Below are 16,486 nucleotides of genomic sequence, written 5' to 3' on the forward strand. Positions count from 1 at the left end.
TGGGAAGCGCCCCTGTTCATGGCAGGTCCCGCCGGGCGGTTGCCCGGCGTTCCCGAACCTTACCGGCGGATCACTCCGCCTTCTTGGTCAGGTCCTCGCCGGTGGCCTGGTCGACCTGCTTCATCGACAGCTTGACCTTGCCGCGGTCGTCGAAGCCGATGACCTTGACCTTCACCGAGTCACCCTGCGACACGACGTCCGACACTTTGCCGACGCGCTGCTGCGCCAGTTCGGAGATGTGGACGAGGCCGTCGCGCGAACCCAGGAAGTTCACGAAGGCGCCGAAATCGACGACCTTCACCACCTTGCCGGTGTAGACGACGTTCATCTCCGGCTCGGCGACGATGCCCTTGATCCACTCGATGGCGGCGTCCGACTTCTTCTGGTCGACGGCCGAGACCTTGACGGTGCCGTCGTCCTCGATGTCGATCTTGGCGCCGGTCTGCTCGACGATCTCGCGGATCACCTTGCCGCCGGAGCCGATCACGTCGCGGATCTTCTCCTTCGGGATGTTGATGACGGTGATGCGCGGGGCGTTCTCGTTGACGCCTTCGCGGGCGCCGGTCAGCGCCTTCGACATCTCGCCGAGGATGTGCAGGCGGCCGTCCTTGGCCTGGCCCAGCGCGATCTTCATGATCTCCTCGGTGATCGAGGTGATCTTGATGTCCATCTGCAGCGCGGTGACGCCGACCTCGGTGCCGGCGACCTTGAAGTCCATGTCGCCCAGGTGGTCTTCGTCACCCAGGATGTCCGACAGGACGGCGAAGCCGTGGTCTTCCTTGATCAGGCCCATGGCGATGCCGGCGACCGGACGGATCAGCGGCGCGCCGGCGTCCATCAGCGACAGCGAGGTGCCGCAGACAGTGGCCATCGAGGAGGAGCCGTTGGACTCCGTGACTTCCGACACGACGCGCAGCGTGTAGGGGAAGTCTTCCTTCTTCGGCAGCAGCGGGTGGATGGCGCGCCACGCCAGCTTGCCGTGGCCGATCTCGCGGCGGCCCGGGCTGCCCATGCGGCCGGCTTCACCCACCGAGTACGGGGGGAAGTTGTAGTGCAGCATGAAGTGCTCGCGGTACTCGCCCTCGAGCGCGTCGATGATCTGCTCGTCCTGGCTGGTGCCCAGCGTGGTGACGACCAGCGCCTGGGTCTCGCCGCGGGTGAACAGGGCCGAGCCGTGGGCGCGCGGCAGCACGCCGACTTCCGACACGATCGGGCGCACGGTCTTGGTGTCGCGGCCGTCGATGCGGCGGCCGGTCTTGAGCACGGCGCCGCGCAGGATGTCGGCTTCCAGCTCCTTGAACTCGAACCCGATGGACTGGGCGTCGAATTCCTCGGCCAGCGTCTCGAGCGCCTTCGCCTTGGCGGCGCCGACCTTCTCGTAGCGGCTCTGCTTCACCGTCTCGGTGTAGGCGGCCTCGACGGCGGCGCCGACGGTCTCGCGCAGGCGGGCCTTCAGGGCCTTGCGGTCATAGGCCGGCTCCGGCAGGTCCCACGGCTCCTTGGCGGCTTCCTCGGCCAGGTCGATGATCAGGTTGATCACCGGCTGGAAGTTGGTGTGGCCGAACATGACGGCGCCCAGCATGACCTCCTCGGTCAGCTCCTTGGCTTCCGATTCGACCATCAGCACGCCTTCGACGGTGCCGGCGACGACCAGATCCAGATCGCTGTCGCCGACCTCGTCCCGGGTCGGGTTCAGGATGTACTGGCCGTTCTTGTAGCCGACGCGGGCGGCGGCGATCGGACCCAGGAACGGGATGCCGGAGATCGTCAGCGCGGCGGACGCGCCGACCATCGCGACGATGTCCGGATCGTTCTCCAGATCGTGGCTCAGCACGGTGCAGACGACCTGGGTCTCGTTGCGGAAGCCGTCGGCGAACAGCGGACGGATCGGACGGTCGATCAGGCGGCTGACCAGCGTTTCCTTCTCGGTCGGACGGCCTTCGCGCTTGAAGAAGCCGCCGGGGATCTTACCGGCCGCGAACGCCTTTTCCTGGTAATTGACGGTCAGCGGGAAGAAATCGACGCCCGGCTTCGGCGCCTTGGCGGCGACGGCGGTGCACAGGACGGTGGTGTCACCATAGGTGACCAGAACCGCGCCGTTGGCCTGGCGGGCGATCTTGCCCGTTTCCAGGACCAGCTTGCGGCCGCCCCACTCGATTTCCTTGCGATGAACAGTGAACATGGATTCTTTCCTTCCATCCGACACCCTGCAACGGCCGGATTGCCGCCCAAGGCCGGGGCCATCGGTCGTAGGACCCCGCGAGAAAACTGAAATGACGGTGTTCGACAACAGCACCAAACGAATCGAGATAGAAGTGGCGTGAATGCAAAAAAGGCCGGTCCCCGAATGATCGGGCCGGCCTGTCCATCACGAAACGCTCAAGATCCAGTTTCTATTGCCAATAACCAATGAGGTGTTCCGGAACGGTACAGGTGAACGAGGACTTCGATGTTCGACGCCCATATCCGACGTCCGTGGTCCCGCCGGCTTCCGGGGGAAGCCCCCGGCCGGGGTGGCCGGCCGGGGGAACCCGAACCCGTCAGCGGGACGGCGCAGCCGTTAGCGGCGCAGGCCCAGACGCTCGATCAGAGCGGCGTAGCGCGAGTGATCCTTCTTCTTCAGATAGTCGAGCAGACGGCGGCGCTGACCGACCATCACCAGCAGACCACGGCGGGAGTGGAAGTCCTTCTTGTGGCCCTTCAGGTGATCCGTCAGGTTGCTGATGCGCTCCGTCAGGATCGACACCTGGACCTCGGGCGAACCGGTGTCGTTGGTGCCGCGGGAAAATTCCTTGATCAGCTCTTGCTTGCGCTCGGGCGTAATCGACATCGGGGTCTCCTAAATCACGTGAGGTTGAGCACGCGCACCGGACGGACCTCCGCCCCCTCGACACGGGCCAACGCCACCGGCGTTCCGCCGAAAAGCGCAATGACGGTGCCATCCCCACCGTCAGCACCCTGAAGCGCCATCAGGCGTTCACGATCCTGCCGGGTGAGGAGAGCGACCGTCTGGCCGTGCCTCAGTCGGTGCGCTTCCGCTTCCGTCAGGGCCAGCGCCGGGATGTCGTCCAGCGCGGTCTCGATCGGCAACAGAAGTCGTTCGACGGCCGCACCTTGCTCCATGGCGGCCAGTTCGTCCAGGGAAATCGCGCGCTCCAGCGTGAAGGAGCCGACGCGCAGGCGGCGCAGAAGCCCGACATGGCCGACCGTGCCGAGCGCTTCCGACAGGTCGCGCGCCAGCGAGCGGACATAGGTGCCCTTGCCGCAATCGACCTCAAACACCGCATGGTCGGCGTCCGGTTCCTCGACCAGCTCGAAGCGGTCGATGCGCACGGTGCGGGCGGCCAGATCGACCGCATCGCCTTCGCGCGCGATGTCGTAGGCGCGCTCGCCGTCGATCTTGATGGCGCAGAACTGCGGCGGCACCTGCTGGATCTCGCCCAGGAAGGCGGGCAGGGCGGCGCGGATCGCCTCGGTCGCCGGACGGTGGTCCGAGCGGGCGATCACCTCGCCCTCGCGGTCGTCGGTGCTGGTGCGCTCGCCCCAGCGGATGGAGAAGCGGTAGGTCTTGGCACCGTCCATGGCGTAGGACACGGTCTTGGTCGCCTCGCCCAGCGCGATCGGCAGGATGCCGGTCGCCAGCGGGTCCAGCGTGCCGCCATGCCCGGCCTTCTCGGCGTTCAGCAGGCGGCGCACCTTCGACAGCGCCTGGGTGGAGGTCATGCCTTCCGGCTTGTCCAGCACCACCCAGCCATGGATCGGCGTGCCCTTGCGCTTACGAGCCACGACGGCCGCCCCGGCTCTCGTCCTTGTCCCCGCTCTTGTCCTCGTCGTCGAGCATGGCGCGGTCGTCGTCGAGATCGTCGTCCTCGTCCGTCTCGTCGGGGCCGAGGTCGTCGCCGTCCTCATCCCCCTCTTCGTCGCCCTCCTCGTCCCAGGAGTCGTCCTCGTCCTCGTCGTGGTCGTCGTCGCCATTGACGCGGCCCAGCGGATGGCCGCTCAGGTCGCGGGCGACCTCCGGGCTGTGCAGGATGCTGTCGATGCGGTGGGCGTAGTCGAAGGAGGTGTCGCCCTCGAAGCTCAGCGTCGGGGCGTGGCGCAGGTTGACCATGCGCGCGACCTGCCCGCGCAGGAAGGCGGCGGCCCGCTTCAGGGCGACCTGCGCCTCCTCCATCCGCTCGCCGCCCAGCGTCGCATAGAAGACGGTGGCGTTGGACAGGTCGGGGCTGATCCGCACCTCGGTGACCGTGACGTTCAGCGAGGCCAGTTCCGGATCGTGGAAGTCCCCGCGGCGGAACAGGTCGGCAAGGGCGTGGCGCACCTCCTCGCCGACGCGCAGTTGCCGTTGGGACGGGGGCTTGCCGGCGATGAACGCGCCGCGCTTCTTGCTGGCCATGGTACGTGTCTTTCGTCGATGTCTGGCGCCCGCGGCGGCCTGACCGGTGTCAGGACCAGAGAACGGGCACGTCGTAAAGTCTGATGGTTCGGTCGGCGCTGACCAAAGTCAGGCCATCGGCCTGGGCCTGGGCGATCAGCATCCGGTCGAAGGGGTCGCCATGATGCCGGGGCAGATGGTCCAGCCGGTCGATGCGACGGACGTCGATTGCATGGATCGTCAGACCGTTTTCGACCAGAAGGCGATGGAACCCGGCGGGCAAGGTCAGTTTTCCGAAGCTGGACTTGATGGTGAGTTCCCAGAGCGACGCGATGCTCGCCAGCACGGTGTTGGAACCGTCGGCGATCACGGTCAGGACGGCGGAACCGAGCTTCGGGTCATCGGTCGCCAGCCACAGCAGCACATGACTGTCGAGCAGCAGCCTCACCCCGGCATCCCTTTCCACTGATCCGGCCACTCCTCGTTCGGAGCGAGACCGTAGAAGCTCTTCAGCAGGTCGTCGGGCAGCGGAGCGTCGAAATCGTCGGCGATCCGGATTTGTCCCTTGGCGAAGCCGAACCGCACCGGCCGCTTGCCGGACGGCGTCGGCGCGGACACTCCGTCTTCCGCGAGGGGGCCTTCCGCGACGGGCACCAGCCTGACCGCAGGTTTCCCATCGCGAAGAATGACGATCTCCTCGTCATTCTCCACCCGGTCGATCAGTTCGGCCATATGCCCGTCGGCTTCGGATAGCGGAATGCGATCCATAGCGTCACCTCCAGGTGGCATCACCTCTCGTCCGAAAAACGAACCGCCCGGCCCCGTCCGGTAAAACACCGGGAGGGGCCGGGCGGACCGTCGGTCTCAAAGCTCGCGAGCGATTTCGTCGATCTCGAAGGCTTCGATCTGATCGCCGGCCTGGATGTTGTCGTAATTCTCGAAGGCCATGCCGCACTCGTAACCCTCGCGGACGTCCTTGACCTCGTCCTTGAAGCGCTTGAGCGTCTTGAGCGTGCCTTCGTGAATGACGACGTTGTCGCGCAGCAGGCGGACGCCGGCGCCGCGCTTGACGGTGCCCTGCGTGACCATACAACCGGCGACCTTGCCGACCTTCGTGATGTTGAACACCTCGCGGATGGTCGCGTAGCCGATGAAGCGTTCCCGCAGCGTCGGAGACAACAGACCGGTCAGCGCCGCCTTCACGTCGTCGATCACGTTGTAGATGATCGAGTAGTAGCGGATTTCGACGCCGTCGCGCTTGGCGAGGTCGCGGGCCTGCGGGTTGGCGCGGACGTTGAAGCCGATGATCATCGCGTTGGACGCATTGGCCAGCGTGATGTCGGACTCGTTGATCGCACCGACCGAGTTGTGCAGGACGCGGACCTTGACCTCGGTGTTCTCGGCCGTGAGCTTCTCCAGCGAGCTGGCGATGGCTTCGATCGAGCCCTGCACGTCGCCCTTGATGACGACCGGCAGTTCCTTGGCCTCGCCGGCCTGGATGCGGCTGAACATGTCCTGCAGCGAACCGCGGGCCGAGGCCGCCACCGCCGCTTCGCGCTTCTTGCGCTGGCGGAACTCGGCGATCTCACGGGCACGGGCCTCGGACTCGACGACGGAGAAGTCGTCGCCGGCCATCGGCGTGCCGTTGAGGCCCAGGACCTCGACGGGCACGGCCGGGGCCGCCTCGTTGACGTTCTGGCCGCGGTCGTTGATCAGGGCGCGGACGCGGCCCCACTCGGCACCGGTGACGAACACGTCGCCGACCTTCAGCGTGCCGCGCTGGACCAGCACGGTGGCGACCGAACCGCGGCCACGCTCCAGCTTCGCCTCGATGACGACGCCTTCGGCGGCCCGCTCGGGGTTGGCCCGCAGCTCCAGGATTTCGGCCTGGAGCAGGATGGCCTCTTCCAGCTTGGACAGGTTGCGCTTGGCCTTGGCCGACACCTCGACGTCGAGCACGTCGCCGCCCATCTCCTCGACCACCAGCTCGTGCTGGAGCAGTTCCTGGCGGACGCGCTCCGGCTTGGCATCGGGCAGGTCGCACTTGTTGATGGCGACGATGATCGGAACCTTGGCCGCCTTGGCGTGGCGGATGGCCTCGATCGTCTGCGGCATGACGCCGTCGTTGGCGGCGACCACCAGCACGACCACGTCGGTGACGTTGGCGCCGCGGGCACGCATCTCGGTGAAGGCGGCGTGGCCCGGCGTGTCGATGAAGGTGATCTTCGCACCCGACTCCAGCTGCACCTGATAGGCGCCGATGTGCTGGGTGATGCCGCCGGCCTCGCCCGACACCACGTCGGTCTGGCGCAGCGCGTCGAGCAGCGAGGTCTTGCCGTGGTCGACGTGGCCCATGATGGTGACGACCGGGGGACGGGACACCAGGATGGCGCCCTCTTCCTCGGTGGCACGCAGGCCGATCTCGACGTCGGACTCCGACACGCGGCGGACGCGGTGGCCGAACTCGGTGATCAGCAGCTCGGCGGTGTCGGCGTCGATGGTCTGGTTGATGGTCGCCATCACGCCCATGCGCATCAGCGCCTTGATGACGTCGGCGCCACGCTCGGCCATGCGGTTGGCCAGCTCCTGGACCGTGATGACCTCCGGCAGGACGACGTCGCGGGTGACCTTGGCGGTCTCCTGGCGGCTCATCTGGCGCAGGCGTTCACGTTCGCGGGCACGGCGCACCGCGGCCAGCGACCGGGTGCGGTCGCTGCCGTCGTCGCTGAGCGCCTGCGAGACGGTCAGCTTGGTGCCCTTGCGGCGGTCGGCGCCGGCGGGAGCCTTGGCGGCCGGACGGGCCGGCGCGGCCTTGGCGGGAGCGCCGCCGCGGCCACCCTTGCGGCGGTTGTCGTCCTCTTCCTCGGCGCGGGCCGGCGGGGCGCCGACGCCCGGCAGGGTGCGGCCGGGAGCGGCGTCGGCGGCGGGACGGGCGGCGGCACCGCCGGGGCGCTGGTCGGCACCCGGGCGGGCACCGGCCGGACGCGCACCGTCGCGGGGTGCTGCACCGTCACGGCCGCCATCGCGGGCACCGTCACGGCGGGGCGCCGGTTCGGCGTCGCGGCGCTTGGCGTCCTCGGCTTCCTTGCGCTTGGCCTCTTCCTCCTTGCGGCGGCGTTCGGCCTCGGCGGCGATCTTGCGATCCTCCTCCTGGATGGCGCGCATCTCGTCCAGCTCGCGCTGGCGCAGGGTGTCGGCATCCAGAATGATCGGCGGCATGTCCGGCGTGGCCGATGCCGGAGCATCGGACGCGGCGGGAGCGGCAGCCGGGGCGGCGGCTTCGGCGGTGTCGGCTGGGGCGGATGCCGCCTCTTCGGCGGCACGGGCGGCGGCTTCGGCGGCGCGGGCTTCAGCGCGGGCCGCGTCTTCCTCGGCGTCGATCCGGCGCTGTTCCTCGAACGCCGCGGCGCCACGAAGCGCACGCAGGCGGGATTCCAGCTCCTCGCGGGTCAGCTGGCGCCCGGCAGGGGCACCGCCGCCACGGGGGCGCTGGCCCTGCGCACCGCGCATCGGCAGGCCCTGGGCAGCTTGACGCGCGGCGGCGCCGCCGTCGGCAACGCCGGGCACGGCGCCCTTTTCAACATGACGCTTGCGCTTGACCTCTACGGTCACCGCTTTTGACCGGCCATGGGAGAAGCTCTGCCGGACCTGGGTCTCGACCGGCTTCTTCGACTCCAGCTTTCCTTTGCTGGCGCCGGTTAGGTGCAAGACTTTCTTCTGGTCCTGGTCGTTGCTGTCGGTCATCGGTTCCCGAATGGTCAGACGTTACATCGCAGGCCGGCCGGCCGTATTGCCGACTCCCAAGCCCTTATCAGAATCCTGGTGCGCATCCTGGTCCCCTTGGGAACCTTTCAGCCCTCTCAGGCGTGCCGCATCGCGGGCCAGCCCTGCGGCCAGCCTGCCCCGCGCCACCACGGCGTGCACCGCGTGATCGCGTCCCAGCGCCGCGGCCAAGGCCGGGGACTGGAAGAGGTCGATCACCGGCAGCGACGGCGCGAGCGCCGTCACCTTGCCGCGCTGGTCCAGCGAGCCGTCCGCGGCTTCCACCAGCAGGGCCGGCGGGGGACCCGCACGGCCGACCTGGTTGGCCCTCAACGCCTCGCGCACCTTCTCGTATCCCGCCAGGACGTGGCCGGCACGGCGGGCAAGGCCCAACGCGTGCAGACACCGACGTTCCAGCAGCCGTTCCAGCCTCAGGGCCAGATCGGGCGGTACTTTCACCGCCCGGCGGGCCGCTTTGGCGAAAACGGATTTACCCATGGCCTTCGCCAGGGCATCCCGGTCGGCCGTGACCCAAAGGCCGCGGCCGGGCAGACGTTCCTCCAGGTCCGGAACCACCTCGCCGTCGGGGCCGATCACGAAGCGGATCATGCTCTCCTTCGGCCCCACCGTGCCCGACGCGATGCAGCGGCGCAGAGGCCCCTTCTCGTCGTCGGCCGGCAGGCGGTCCGTACCGGCACCGTCGTCCTGTGCCAAATCCTGTTCCGGCACCGCATCCGCGGCGGCGGTCGGTGTCCGTTCGTCGTTCCGTTCGGTCATCCGATCGTCATCCGCTCGCGCGGTCCCGAATAATCGTTCCTCTCGGGCGCAGTTCCAACCGGCATTGCTGCCGGTCAGGCCTGCGCGCCCTGGCCATCGGCCGAGCCCCCGGCGGCGGGAGCCGCGGCGGCGTCCTCGCCCTCACCCTCGAACCAGTGGGCGCGCGCGGCCATGATGATCGCGTTCGCCTCCTCTTCCGAGGGGGCGTCCTTGGCGCCGTCCTTGCCCAGGATCTCGACCAGCTCGTCGCCGGCCAGGTCGGCCAGGTCGTCCAGCGTCTTGACGCCGTTCTCGCCCAGCTTCACCAGCTGCGTGGCGCTGAAGCCGGTCAGCTCGGCGATGATGTCCTCGACGCCCAGCTCCAGCCGGCGCTCGTTGGCCTGCTCGTCCCGGACTTCCAGGAAGGCGAGCGCGCGCTGCTTCAGCTCGTCGGCGACCGACTCGTCGAACCCTTCGATCTCGGCCAGCTCCTCGGTCTCGACATAGGCGATCTCCTCGACCGAGGTGAAGCCTTCGGCGACCAGCAGGTGGGCGATCACGTCGTCGACGTCCAGCGCCTGCATGAACAGGGCGGAACGGTTGTGGATTTCCTCCGACCGGCGCTCCGACTCTTCCTGTTCGGTCAGGATGTCGATGTCCCAGCCGGTCAGCATCGAGGCGAGGCGCACGTTCTGGCCGCGGCGGCCGATGGCCAGCGACAGCTGGTCGTCGGGCACCACCACCTCGATGCGGTGGTTGTCGTCGTCGAGCACGACCTTGGCGACCTCGGCCGGGGCGAGCGCGTTGACGACGAAGGTCGGCGCCTCGCCGTTCCACGGGATGATGTCGATCTTCTCGCCCTGCAGCTCGCCGACGACCGCCTGAACGCGGCTGCCGCGCATGCCGACGCAGGCGCCGACCGGGTCGATGGAGCTGTCGTGGCTCAGCACCGCGATCTTGGCGCGCGACCCCGGGTCACGGGCGACCGCCTTGATCTCGATGATGCCGTCGTAGATTTCCGGCACTTCCTGGGCGAACAGCTTCGCCATGAACATGGGATGCGTGCGCGACAGGAAGATCTGCGGCCCGCGCGGTTCCTCGCGGACGTCGAAGATGTAGGCGCGCACGCGGTCGCCGTTCTTGAAATGCTCGCGCGGCAGCAGCTCGTCGCGGCGCAGGATCGCTTCGGCGCGGCCCAGGTCGACGGTGACGTTGCCGTATTCGACGCGCTTGACCAGACCGTTGACGATCTCGCCGTTGCGGTCCTTGTACTCGTTGAACTGGCGCTTGCGCTCGGCATCGCGCACCTTCTGCACGATCACCTGCTTGGCGGTCTGGGCGGCGATGCGGCCGAAATCGATCGGCGGCAGCGGGTCGACCAGGAAATCGCCGAGCTTGGCGCCGGCCTTGCGCTTCTGGGCGTAGGGCAGGGTGACCTGCGTCGCCTCGTTCTCCACCGTCTCGACCACCTCCAGGTGGCGGGTCAGATGGATGTCGCCGGTCTTGCGGTCGATGCGGGCGCGGATGTCGTGCTCATGGCCGTACTTGGAGCGGCCGGCCTTCTGAATCGCCTGCTCCATCGCCTCCAGGACTTCGTCCCGGTCGATGTTCTTTTCGCGGGCGACCGCGTCAGCGACTTGCAGCAGTTCCATCCGTTACACTTCCTGAATCGGTCTTGTGTGGTGCCGGTCTTGCGTGATGTCCGGTCGGGTCGGCGGGGTCGGGGCGGGGGTTCTGGCGGCTATCGTCCTGTCGGACCGTGCCGTCAGTGCTCCAGGCCCTCCTGCTGCTCCTGGCTGGCACGGATCAGCTCGTCCGTCAGCACCAGCTTGGCGCGCAGGATGGTGTCGAACTCCAGCCGGGCGGGTCCCTGTTCGGTGTCGATGCACACCAGGCCGTCCTCGACGCCCTTCAGCATGCCCTTGAAACGCTTGCGGCCGTCGATGGCCATGCGGCTTTCCAGCCGGGCTTCGAAGCCGGCGAAGCGCTCGAAATCCTTGAGCCGGGTCAGCGGCCGGTCGATGCCGGGCGAGCTGACTTCCAGCGTGTAGGCCTCGCGGATCGGGTCTTCCACATCCAGCAGGGCCGAAACGGAGCGGCTGATGTCGGCGCAATCCTCGACAGTCATGGGCGCGCCGTCGGCGCGCTCCGCCATGATCTGGAGAATTGCCCGCTGGCCGCCGGAGATCTGAACGCGCACGACCTCATAGCCCATGGCTTCGACCGACGGCGTGATGATCTGTTCGATGCGGCCTGTAGCGTCCATTCCACCTAACCCAAAGCCTGCGGCCGGGATCGAACCGGACGAGGTTTCCACAACAGAAGGTTCAACAAGCGCGTGTCTCCACACGCTCATAAAAAAATAAGTGGGCAAAAGCCCACCCGCAAAGCGTCTCGCCGGCCCGGTTGCCCGGGCCGCCAATCCGTATGGGTTCTCAGAGGGTGAATATAGTCATTCCGGCCGATGCCGCAAGCCTTTTCGGGATCGCCCCGTTCCTTTACAAGCGGAACTGGTGGGGGCGGCATCAGGGAAGGACCGGAATGATCCTCGAAGCGGCGATTTTAAACGTGCGTCCGGGTGAGCAGGGCGCCTTCGAACAGGCCATGGCCGAAGCCCGTCCGCTCATCGCGGCATCGGCCGGTTTCCGTGGGATGGAGGTCCGGCCCTGCCTGGAGGACGGCTGTCGTTACCTGCTGCTGGTCTGGTGGGAGCGTCTGGACGACCATACCGTGGGATTCCGTGGTTCGGACCGGTATGTCGAGTGGAAGAGACGTCTCCATCGCTTCTACGATCCGTTCCCGGTGGTGGAGCATTTCGCCGCTCCACTCATCGCCGAACCGGATCCGCTCCGGCCGGCCGCAAGCGTCTGACGCCGGCGGCTCACCCCCGCGGGCGGCGGACGAACCGCAGGAAGACCGGCTTGCGCCCGGCGGCGATGGCCTTCTCCTCATAGCGCGTCGCCGGCCAGTCGTCGGGGCGGATGCGCCAGTCGGACGGACGGCGCGCCGTCCATTCGAAATCGGGATGCTTGACCGTGTGTTCAAGCATCCAGCGCACCAGGCCCATGTCGTCGCTGGCCAGACGCAGCTCGGCGCCGTCCTTCAGCACTCGGGCCAGCCGCGGCAGGTTCTCCGGCCCGATGAAGCGGCGGTCGGCATGGCGCTTCTTCGGCCAGGGGTCGGCGAACAGCACGAAGGCGCGGCCGATGGAGGCGTCAGGCAGGGCGTCCAGCAGCGGCCGGGCGTCGTCGGGATGGATGCGCACGTTGCCGAGATCGTCGTCGTCGATCATCCCCAAGAGGCCGGCGATGCCGTTGAGGAAGGGTTCGGCGCCGACGATGCCGACATCCGGGTTGTGCTTGGCCTGCCAGGCGAGGTGATGGCCCATGCCGAAGCCGACTTCCAGCCAGACCTCGCGCTTCGGCGTGTCGAACAGGCCGGCGGGGTCCCAAAATGCCGGCGCCTGGCCGGCGTCGGATTTCGGCTCCCCGGATTTCGGCCCCCCGGATTTCGGCACCGTGATCTGGAGCTGCGGCAGCAGGTCCTCGATCAGGCTTGTCCGGCGCTTGCGCAGGGGACGGCCCTTGCGCCGGCCGAACAGCCGGTTTCCGGTTTCGCTCTGCGGAGCGTCGTCAGTCGGTCGGTCGGTTTTGCTGTCGGTCATGGCGGCTGATGCGGTTCAAAGAGCGGTGTGGCAGGAAAAGAGCTTACAAAAAAGGGCGGCGGAGGCCGTTTCCAGCCTCCGCCGCCTTTTTCATCTCCGGTAATCCGCCGGTCGGGACGGTCAGAAGGCGCCGCGCAGGGCCTCGACCAGATCGGTCTTCTCCCACGAGAAGCCGCCGTCCACCTCGGGCTCGCGGCCGAAATGGCCGTAGGCGGCGGTGCGGGCGTAGATCGGCTTGTTCAGGCCCAGATGCGTGCGGATGCCGCGCGGGCTGAGGTCGACCAGCTGCTGGAGGATGTCGGACAGCCGGTCCTCGTCGACGTTGCCGGTGCCGTGGGTGTCGACATAGACCGACAGCGGCTTCGACACGCCGATGGCGTAGGAGACCTGGATCGTGCACTTGTCCGCCAGTTCCGCCGCGACGACGTTCTTGGCGAGGTAGCGGGCGGCGTAGGCGGCCGAGCGGTCGACCTTGGTCGGGTCCTTGCCGGAGAAGGCGCCGCCGCCGTGCGGGGCGGCACCGCCGTAGGTGTCGACGATGATCTTGCGGCCGGTCAGGCCGGCGTCACCGTCCGGGCCGCCGATGACGAAGCGGCCGGTCGGGTTGACGTACAGGTTCTTGTCGTCGCACATCCAGCCTTCCGGCAGGCAGTTGACGATGTGCGGCAGGACGATCTCGCGCACGGCGTCCTGGTCCAGCCCCTCGGCATGCTGGGTCGACAGCACGATGGCGGTGGCGCGGGTCGGGCGGCCGTCGATGTACTGCAGGGTGACCTGGCTCTTGGCGTCCGGGCCCAGCTGCGGGGCGGCACCGGAATGGCGCGCCTCGGCCAGCGACTTCAGGATGGCGTGGCTGTAGTAGATCGGCGCCGGCATCAGGGCCGGGGTTTCGCGGCAGGCATAGCCGAACATGATGCCCTGGTCGCCGGCACCCTCGTCCTTGTTGCCCGCGGCGTCGACGCCGACCGCGATGTCGGCGGACTGGGAATGGACGAAGCACTTGACGTCCATTTTCTCCCAGTGGAAGCCGTCCTGCTCGTAGCCGATGTCCTTCACCGCGGCACGGGCGGCTGCGACCAGCTGGTCGGCCTTGATGCTGTCGGGGCCGCGAACCTCGCCGGCCAGCACCACTTGGTTGGTGGTCGCCAGCGTCTCCACGGCCACGCGGGCCTGCGGGTCGTGCGAGAGGTAGAGATCGACGATGGCGTCGGAAATGCGGTCGCAGACCTTGTCGGGATGACCTTCCGACACGGACTCGCTGGTGAAGACGTAGTTCAACTTTGCCACGGGAAACCTCGGCATTCGGCGGCACGCTATTTCATGAGCCGAAACGGCAGACCGGTACAGCGGCCGCAGACACCGATCCAAATCCGGTTTTGACAAGGTTTCAGGCCGGGGTCAAGAAGCCTACCGGCGGTAAGGCCTTGGTCCTATCATCGCAGGCACCACACGAAGGGGGTGGATACGGTCGCGCCGCATCTTCCCCGTTCGGTGGGTATCTCAGGCCGCGGACAACCGGCGGGAGGCACCGCCGGGTGCTCAAGGCTGCAAAGCGCCGCCGTGAGTCACCGCCGCAAGCCCTTGCCGCAAGCCCTTGCAGCAAATCGCCGCCGCAACTTACTCCGCGGCTTCCGCCACGGCGGCGCTGGCCACGGCCTTGGTCAGCTCGAACAGGCGCTTGCGCACCGACGGATCGCTGATCTTGTAATAGGCGCGGACCAGTTCCAGCGTCTCGCGCTTGGCCATCGGATCGGGCTCGTAGGTGCTGGCCGACCGCTCTTCCGAGCCACCCGCCTCGTCGTCGTCCTCGACGCGGGCCGAGGCCGCGTCGGCCGGCATGTCGTCGAAGAAGAAGGAAACCGGCACGTCCAGCACGCGGCTGAGATCGAACAGACGCGATGCGCCGATGCGGTTGGCGCCGCGCTCGTACTTCTGCACCTGCTGGAAGGTCAGACCGATGGCCTCGCCCAACTTTTCCTGGCTCATGCCGAGAAGGGTGCGGCGGAGACGGACGCGGGATCCGACGTGGACATCGATGGGATTCGGCTTTCCGGTCTTCGGACGGCCCGCACCCGCACGGCGCCCGCGCGGCGCTCCAGTTTCAGTCTGCATCTCGTTTATCCCTGTAACGGTTGTGCAACCTAGTTACGACATATCCACGTATGCAGTCAAGCCCGCTCCGGTCATGCCGGTTACACGAATTTGTTCTGCCTGTGGCGGGCAGAATGCCCGTATTGCAGCATCAGCGGTGATATCGCGTGGTCAGGGCCGCCATGAAACAGCCCAGAAGCACTATGCCGAAAATCCAGTCTCCCATACGGGCATAGGCTGTAACGCCAGACGGAGCTTTCGGTAACGTGGTATCGATGAAGCCACGCTCACCCAGACCGAGCAATTGTCGCACACGACCGTAGGAATCCACCACCCCGGATATTCCCGTATTCGCCACCCGGACCAGCGGCAGCCCTTCCTCGACGGCCCGCACTTGGTTGATGGCGAAATGCTGGTGCGGACCGGCGGTGCGGCCGTACCAGGCGTCGTTGGTCAGGTTCAGCAGCCATTGCGGCCGGTCGGCGCTGTCGACCACCGCGCCGGGGAAGATGCTCTCGTAGCAGATCAGCGGGCTGAAGGGCGGCAGGCCCGCCACGCGGTCGCCCAGGTGCAGGGTGCGCGGGCCGGGACCGGCGGAGAACTCCGCCCCGTTGCCGGCGATGGCGCCGACCGGCAGCCATTGCCGCAGCGGCATGTATTCGCCGAAGGGGACGAGATGGAACTTGTCGTAGTCGGCGACCGCGGCACCGCTGCCGTCCACCGCCACCATGCCGTTGAAATAGCGGCGCTCGCCATCGGCATCGACCGTCGTGCGCGGGGCTCCGGTGATCAGCAGCCCGCCGGAAGGCGTGACCGAGGCCAGGGCCTGCCGCACCCGCGCATCGTCCTCGATGAAGAAGGGCACGGCGGTTTCCGGCCAGATGATGACGTTGGGCGGCGGGGCGGCGGGATCGGCCGGGGCGGCGGCGGACAAGGCGAGATGGCTCTGGAAATTCTGCACCCGCTCGCCGGGCGCCCATTTCAGCCGCTGGTCGATCGCCGCCTGGACCAGCCGCAGCCGCACCCCCGGCACCGGCTCGTCGACAGCACCGGCGAGCCGCCAGGCTCCCCAGCCGCCGAGGACCGCCAGCAGCGCCAGACCGGCGGCGACGGCGGCACCGGCCCGGCCGGGCGTGGTGTCGCGGTCGGGCAGGGCGGCCGGCAGCGACGCCACCAGCACCGTCACCAGCGTCAGGCCATAGATGCCGACCAGCGAGGCGGTCTGCAGAACCGGCAGCACCCCGACCCAGCCATAGCCGATCAGGTTCCAGGGAAAGCCGGTGAAGAGATGGCCGCGCAGCCATTCCCACAGGCACCAGCAGGCGGCGAACAGCAGCGGGCGGCCGAGCCCGGCGCCGAAGCCGCGCCGGCGCAGCAGCTGGAAGGTCAGGGTGGCGCCGCCGCTGAACATCGCCAGCACGACCGGCAGCCCGACCGCCGACAGCGGCAGCGCCCACCAGAAGCGGTCGATGTCGGTGAACAGCGCGGCGCTGATCCAGTAGAGCCCCAGCAAATGATGGCCGAAGCCGAAGAACCAGCCGACGGCGAAGGCGGCCTTTTTGGTCTCCGCCCCCTCAAGCAGCCAGATCATGCCGGGGAAGGCGACCAGCACGACCGGCATCAGGTCGGCCGGCGGCAGCGCCAGCGTGGCGAACCCGCCCAGCAGCATCGCGGCGGCCAGCCGGCGCCAGCCGGTCAGCGCGGCCAGCCGCGCGGAAACGCGGCCCAGCTTGGCCGGGACGGGCAGGGTGTCGGTGGCGGTCAAGGCAAAACTCCGGCAGCGGCAGGGGGCGGCGCCACAGGCAAAGGGCGGGCGGCGCCATAGGTAATGCGGCCGT

General features: G+C 67.9%; 15 protein-coding genes. 1 reads left to right on the forward strand and 14 read right to left on the reverse strand.

From position 1 onward, the window contains the following. Positions 1 to 70: 70 nt before the first annotated feature. From pnp to rimP, 10 genes are all read right to left on the reverse strand, one after another. Positions 71 to 2,182 carry a polyribonucleotide nucleotidyltransferase gene (gene pnp / locus TSH64_RS06595; protein ID WP_109096057.1) on the reverse strand — a complete coding sequence of 704 codons (2,112 nt, stop codon included), beginning with the start codon at positions 2,180 to 2,182 and terminating at the stop codon, positions 71 to 73. Between the two features lie 378 nt (positions 2,183 to 2,560). Further along, entirely contained in the window at positions 2,561 to 2,830 is a 270-nt protein-coding gene (rpsO, locus tag TSH64_RS06600; RefSeq protein WP_109096058.1) for a 30S ribosomal protein S15, read from the reverse strand. Positions 2,831 to 2,844: 14 nt separating this feature from the next. Continuing rightward, complete coding sequence (gene truB, locus TSH64_RS06605; protein WP_109096059.1) at positions 2,845 to 3,786, reverse strand: tRNA pseudouridine(55) synthase TruB; 942 nt, start codon at positions 3,784 to 3,786, stop codon at positions 2,845 to 2,847. Next, positions 3,776 to 4,396, reverse strand: coding sequence for a 30S ribosome-binding factor RbfA (gene rbfA / locus TSH64_RS06610; protein ID WP_109096060.1), 621 nt, complete (start codon positions 4,394 to 4,396; stop codon positions 3,776 to 3,778). The genes truB and rbfA overlap by 11 nt, the downstream gene beginning before the upstream one ends. Before the next feature lie 49 nt (positions 4,397 to 4,445). Beyond that, complete coding sequence (locus TSH64_RS06615; RefSeq protein ID WP_109096061.1) at positions 4,446 to 4,823, reverse strand: type II toxin-antitoxin system VapC family toxin; 378 nt, start codon at positions 4,821 to 4,823, stop codon at positions 4,446 to 4,448. Further along, entirely contained in the window at positions 4,820 to 5,164 is a 345-nt protein-coding gene (locus TSH64_RS06620; protein WP_348770336.1) for a type II toxin-antitoxin system prevent-host-death family antitoxin, read from the reverse strand. The genes TSH64_RS06615 and TSH64_RS06620 overlap by 4 nt, the downstream gene beginning before the upstream one ends. Before the next feature lie 75 nt (positions 5,165 to 5,239). After that, positions 5,240 to 8,119, reverse strand: a complete 2,880-nt coding sequence (gene infB / locus TSH64_RS06625) for a translation initiation factor IF-2 (protein ID WP_109096063.1) — start codon at positions 8,117 to 8,119, stop codon at positions 5,240 to 5,242. A 21-nt stretch (positions 8,120 to 8,140) separates the two neighbouring features. Further along, positions 8,141 to 8,914 carry an RNA-binding protein gene (locus tag TSH64_RS06630; RefSeq protein WP_109096064.1) on the reverse strand — a complete coding sequence of 258 codons (774 nt, stop codon included), beginning with the start codon at positions 8,912 to 8,914 and terminating at the stop codon, positions 8,141 to 8,143. Between the two features lie 74 nt (positions 8,915 to 8,988). Further along, entirely contained in the window at positions 8,989 to 10,545 is a 1,557-nt protein-coding gene (gene nusA / locus TSH64_RS06635) for a transcription termination factor NusA (protein ID WP_109096065.1), read from the reverse strand. A gap of 113 nt (positions 10,546 to 10,658) precedes the next feature. Then, the gene (gene rimP, locus TSH64_RS06640; RefSeq protein WP_109096066.1) at positions 10,659 to 11,159 is read right to left on the reverse strand and encodes a ribosome maturation factor RimP; all 501 of its coding nucleotides are present in this window, start codon (positions 11,157 to 11,159) and stop codon (positions 10,659 to 10,661) included. A 275-nt stretch (positions 11,160 to 11,434) separates the two neighbouring features. On the opposite strand from rimP, the gene TSH64_RS06645 reads away from it, so the two are divergent. After that, complete coding sequence (locus TSH64_RS06645) at positions 11,435 to 11,764, forward strand: antibiotic biosynthesis monooxygenase (protein ID WP_109096067.1); 330 nt, start codon at positions 11,435 to 11,437, stop codon at positions 11,762 to 11,764. Positions 11,765 to 11,774: 10 nt separating this feature from the next. Here TSH64_RS06645 and TSH64_RS06650 read toward each other — a convergent pair whose 3' ends face one another. From TSH64_RS06650 to lnt, 4 genes are all read right to left on the reverse strand, one after another. Then, positions 11,775 to 12,557: a tRNA (guanine(46)-N(7))-methyltransferase TrmB gene (locus TSH64_RS06650; RefSeq protein WP_109096068.1), complete on the reverse strand. Its 783-nt coding sequence runs from the start codon at positions 12,555 to 12,557 to the stop codon at positions 11,775 to 11,777. A gap of 120 nt (positions 12,558 to 12,677) precedes the next feature. Further along, on the reverse strand, positions 12,678 to 13,844 hold the full coding sequence (gene metK / locus TSH64_RS06655; protein ID WP_109096069.1) for a methionine adenosyltransferase: 1,167 nt from the start codon (positions 13,842 to 13,844) through the stop codon (positions 12,678 to 12,680). A gap of 330 nt (positions 13,845 to 14,174) precedes the next feature. Beyond that, entirely contained in the window at positions 14,175 to 14,669 is a 495-nt protein-coding gene (locus TSH64_RS06660; RefSeq protein ID WP_109096070.1) for a helix-turn-helix transcriptional regulator, read from the reverse strand. A 130-nt stretch (positions 14,670 to 14,799) separates the two neighbouring features. After that, on the reverse strand, positions 14,800 to 16,413 hold the full coding sequence (gene lnt, locus TSH64_RS06665) for an apolipoprotein N-acyltransferase (protein WP_109096071.1): 1,614 nt from the start codon (positions 16,411 to 16,413) through the stop codon (positions 14,800 to 14,802). Positions 16,414 to 16,486: the final 73 nt, after the last annotated feature.

Origin of the sequence: Azospirillum sp. TSH64, from assembly GCF_003116035.1 — a bacterium.
In the GTDB taxonomy this organism is placed as follows: Bacteria; Pseudomonadota; Alphaproteobacteria; order Azospirillales; family Azospirillaceae; genus Azospirillum.

What these genes read in the sequence shown, in the direction of transcription:
- pnp (WP_109096057.1), bottom strand. Translation starts at nt 2,182, where the DNA reads ATGTTCACTGTTCATCGCAAGGAAATCGAGTGGGGCGGCCGCAAGCTG.
- rpsO (WP_109096058.1), bottom strand. Translation starts at nt 2,830, where the DNA reads ATGTCGATTACGCCCGAGCGCAAGCAAGAGCTGATCAAGGAATTTTCC.
- rbfA (WP_109096060.1), bottom strand. Translation starts at nt 4,396, where the DNA reads ATGGCCAGCAAGAAGCGCGGCGCGTTCATCGCCGGCAAGCCCCCGTCC.
- TSH64_RS06620 (WP_348770336.1), bottom strand. Translation starts at nt 5,164, where the DNA reads ATGCCACCTGGAGGTGACGCTATGGATCGCATTCCGCTATCCGAAGCC.
- infB (WP_109096063.1), bottom strand. Translation starts at nt 8,119, where the DNA reads ATGACCGACAGCAACGACCAGGACCAGAAGAAAGTCTTGCACCTAACC.
- TSH64_RS06630 (WP_109096064.1), bottom strand. Translation starts at nt 8,914, where the DNA reads ATGACCGAACGGAACGACGAACGGACACCGACCGCCGCCGCGGATGCG.
- nusA (WP_109096065.1), bottom strand. Translation starts at nt 10,545, where the DNA reads ATGGAACTGCTGCAAGTCGCTGACGCGGTCGCCCGCGAAAAGAACATC.
- rimP (WP_109096066.1), bottom strand. Translation starts at nt 11,159, where the DNA reads ATGGACGCTACAGGCCGCATCGAACAGATCATCACGCCGTCGGTCGAA.
- TSH64_RS06645 (WP_109096067.1), top strand. Translation starts at nt 11,435, where the DNA reads ATGATCCTCGAAGCGGCGATTTTAAACGTGCGTCCGGGTGAGCAGGGC.
- TSH64_RS06650 (WP_109096068.1), bottom strand. Translation starts at nt 12,557, where the DNA reads ATGACCGACAGCAAAACCGACCGACCGACTGACGACGCTCCGCAGAGC.
- TSH64_RS06660 (WP_109096070.1), bottom strand. Translation starts at nt 14,669, where the DNA reads ATGCAGACTGAAACTGGAGCGCCGCGCGGGCGCCGTGCGGGTGCGGGC.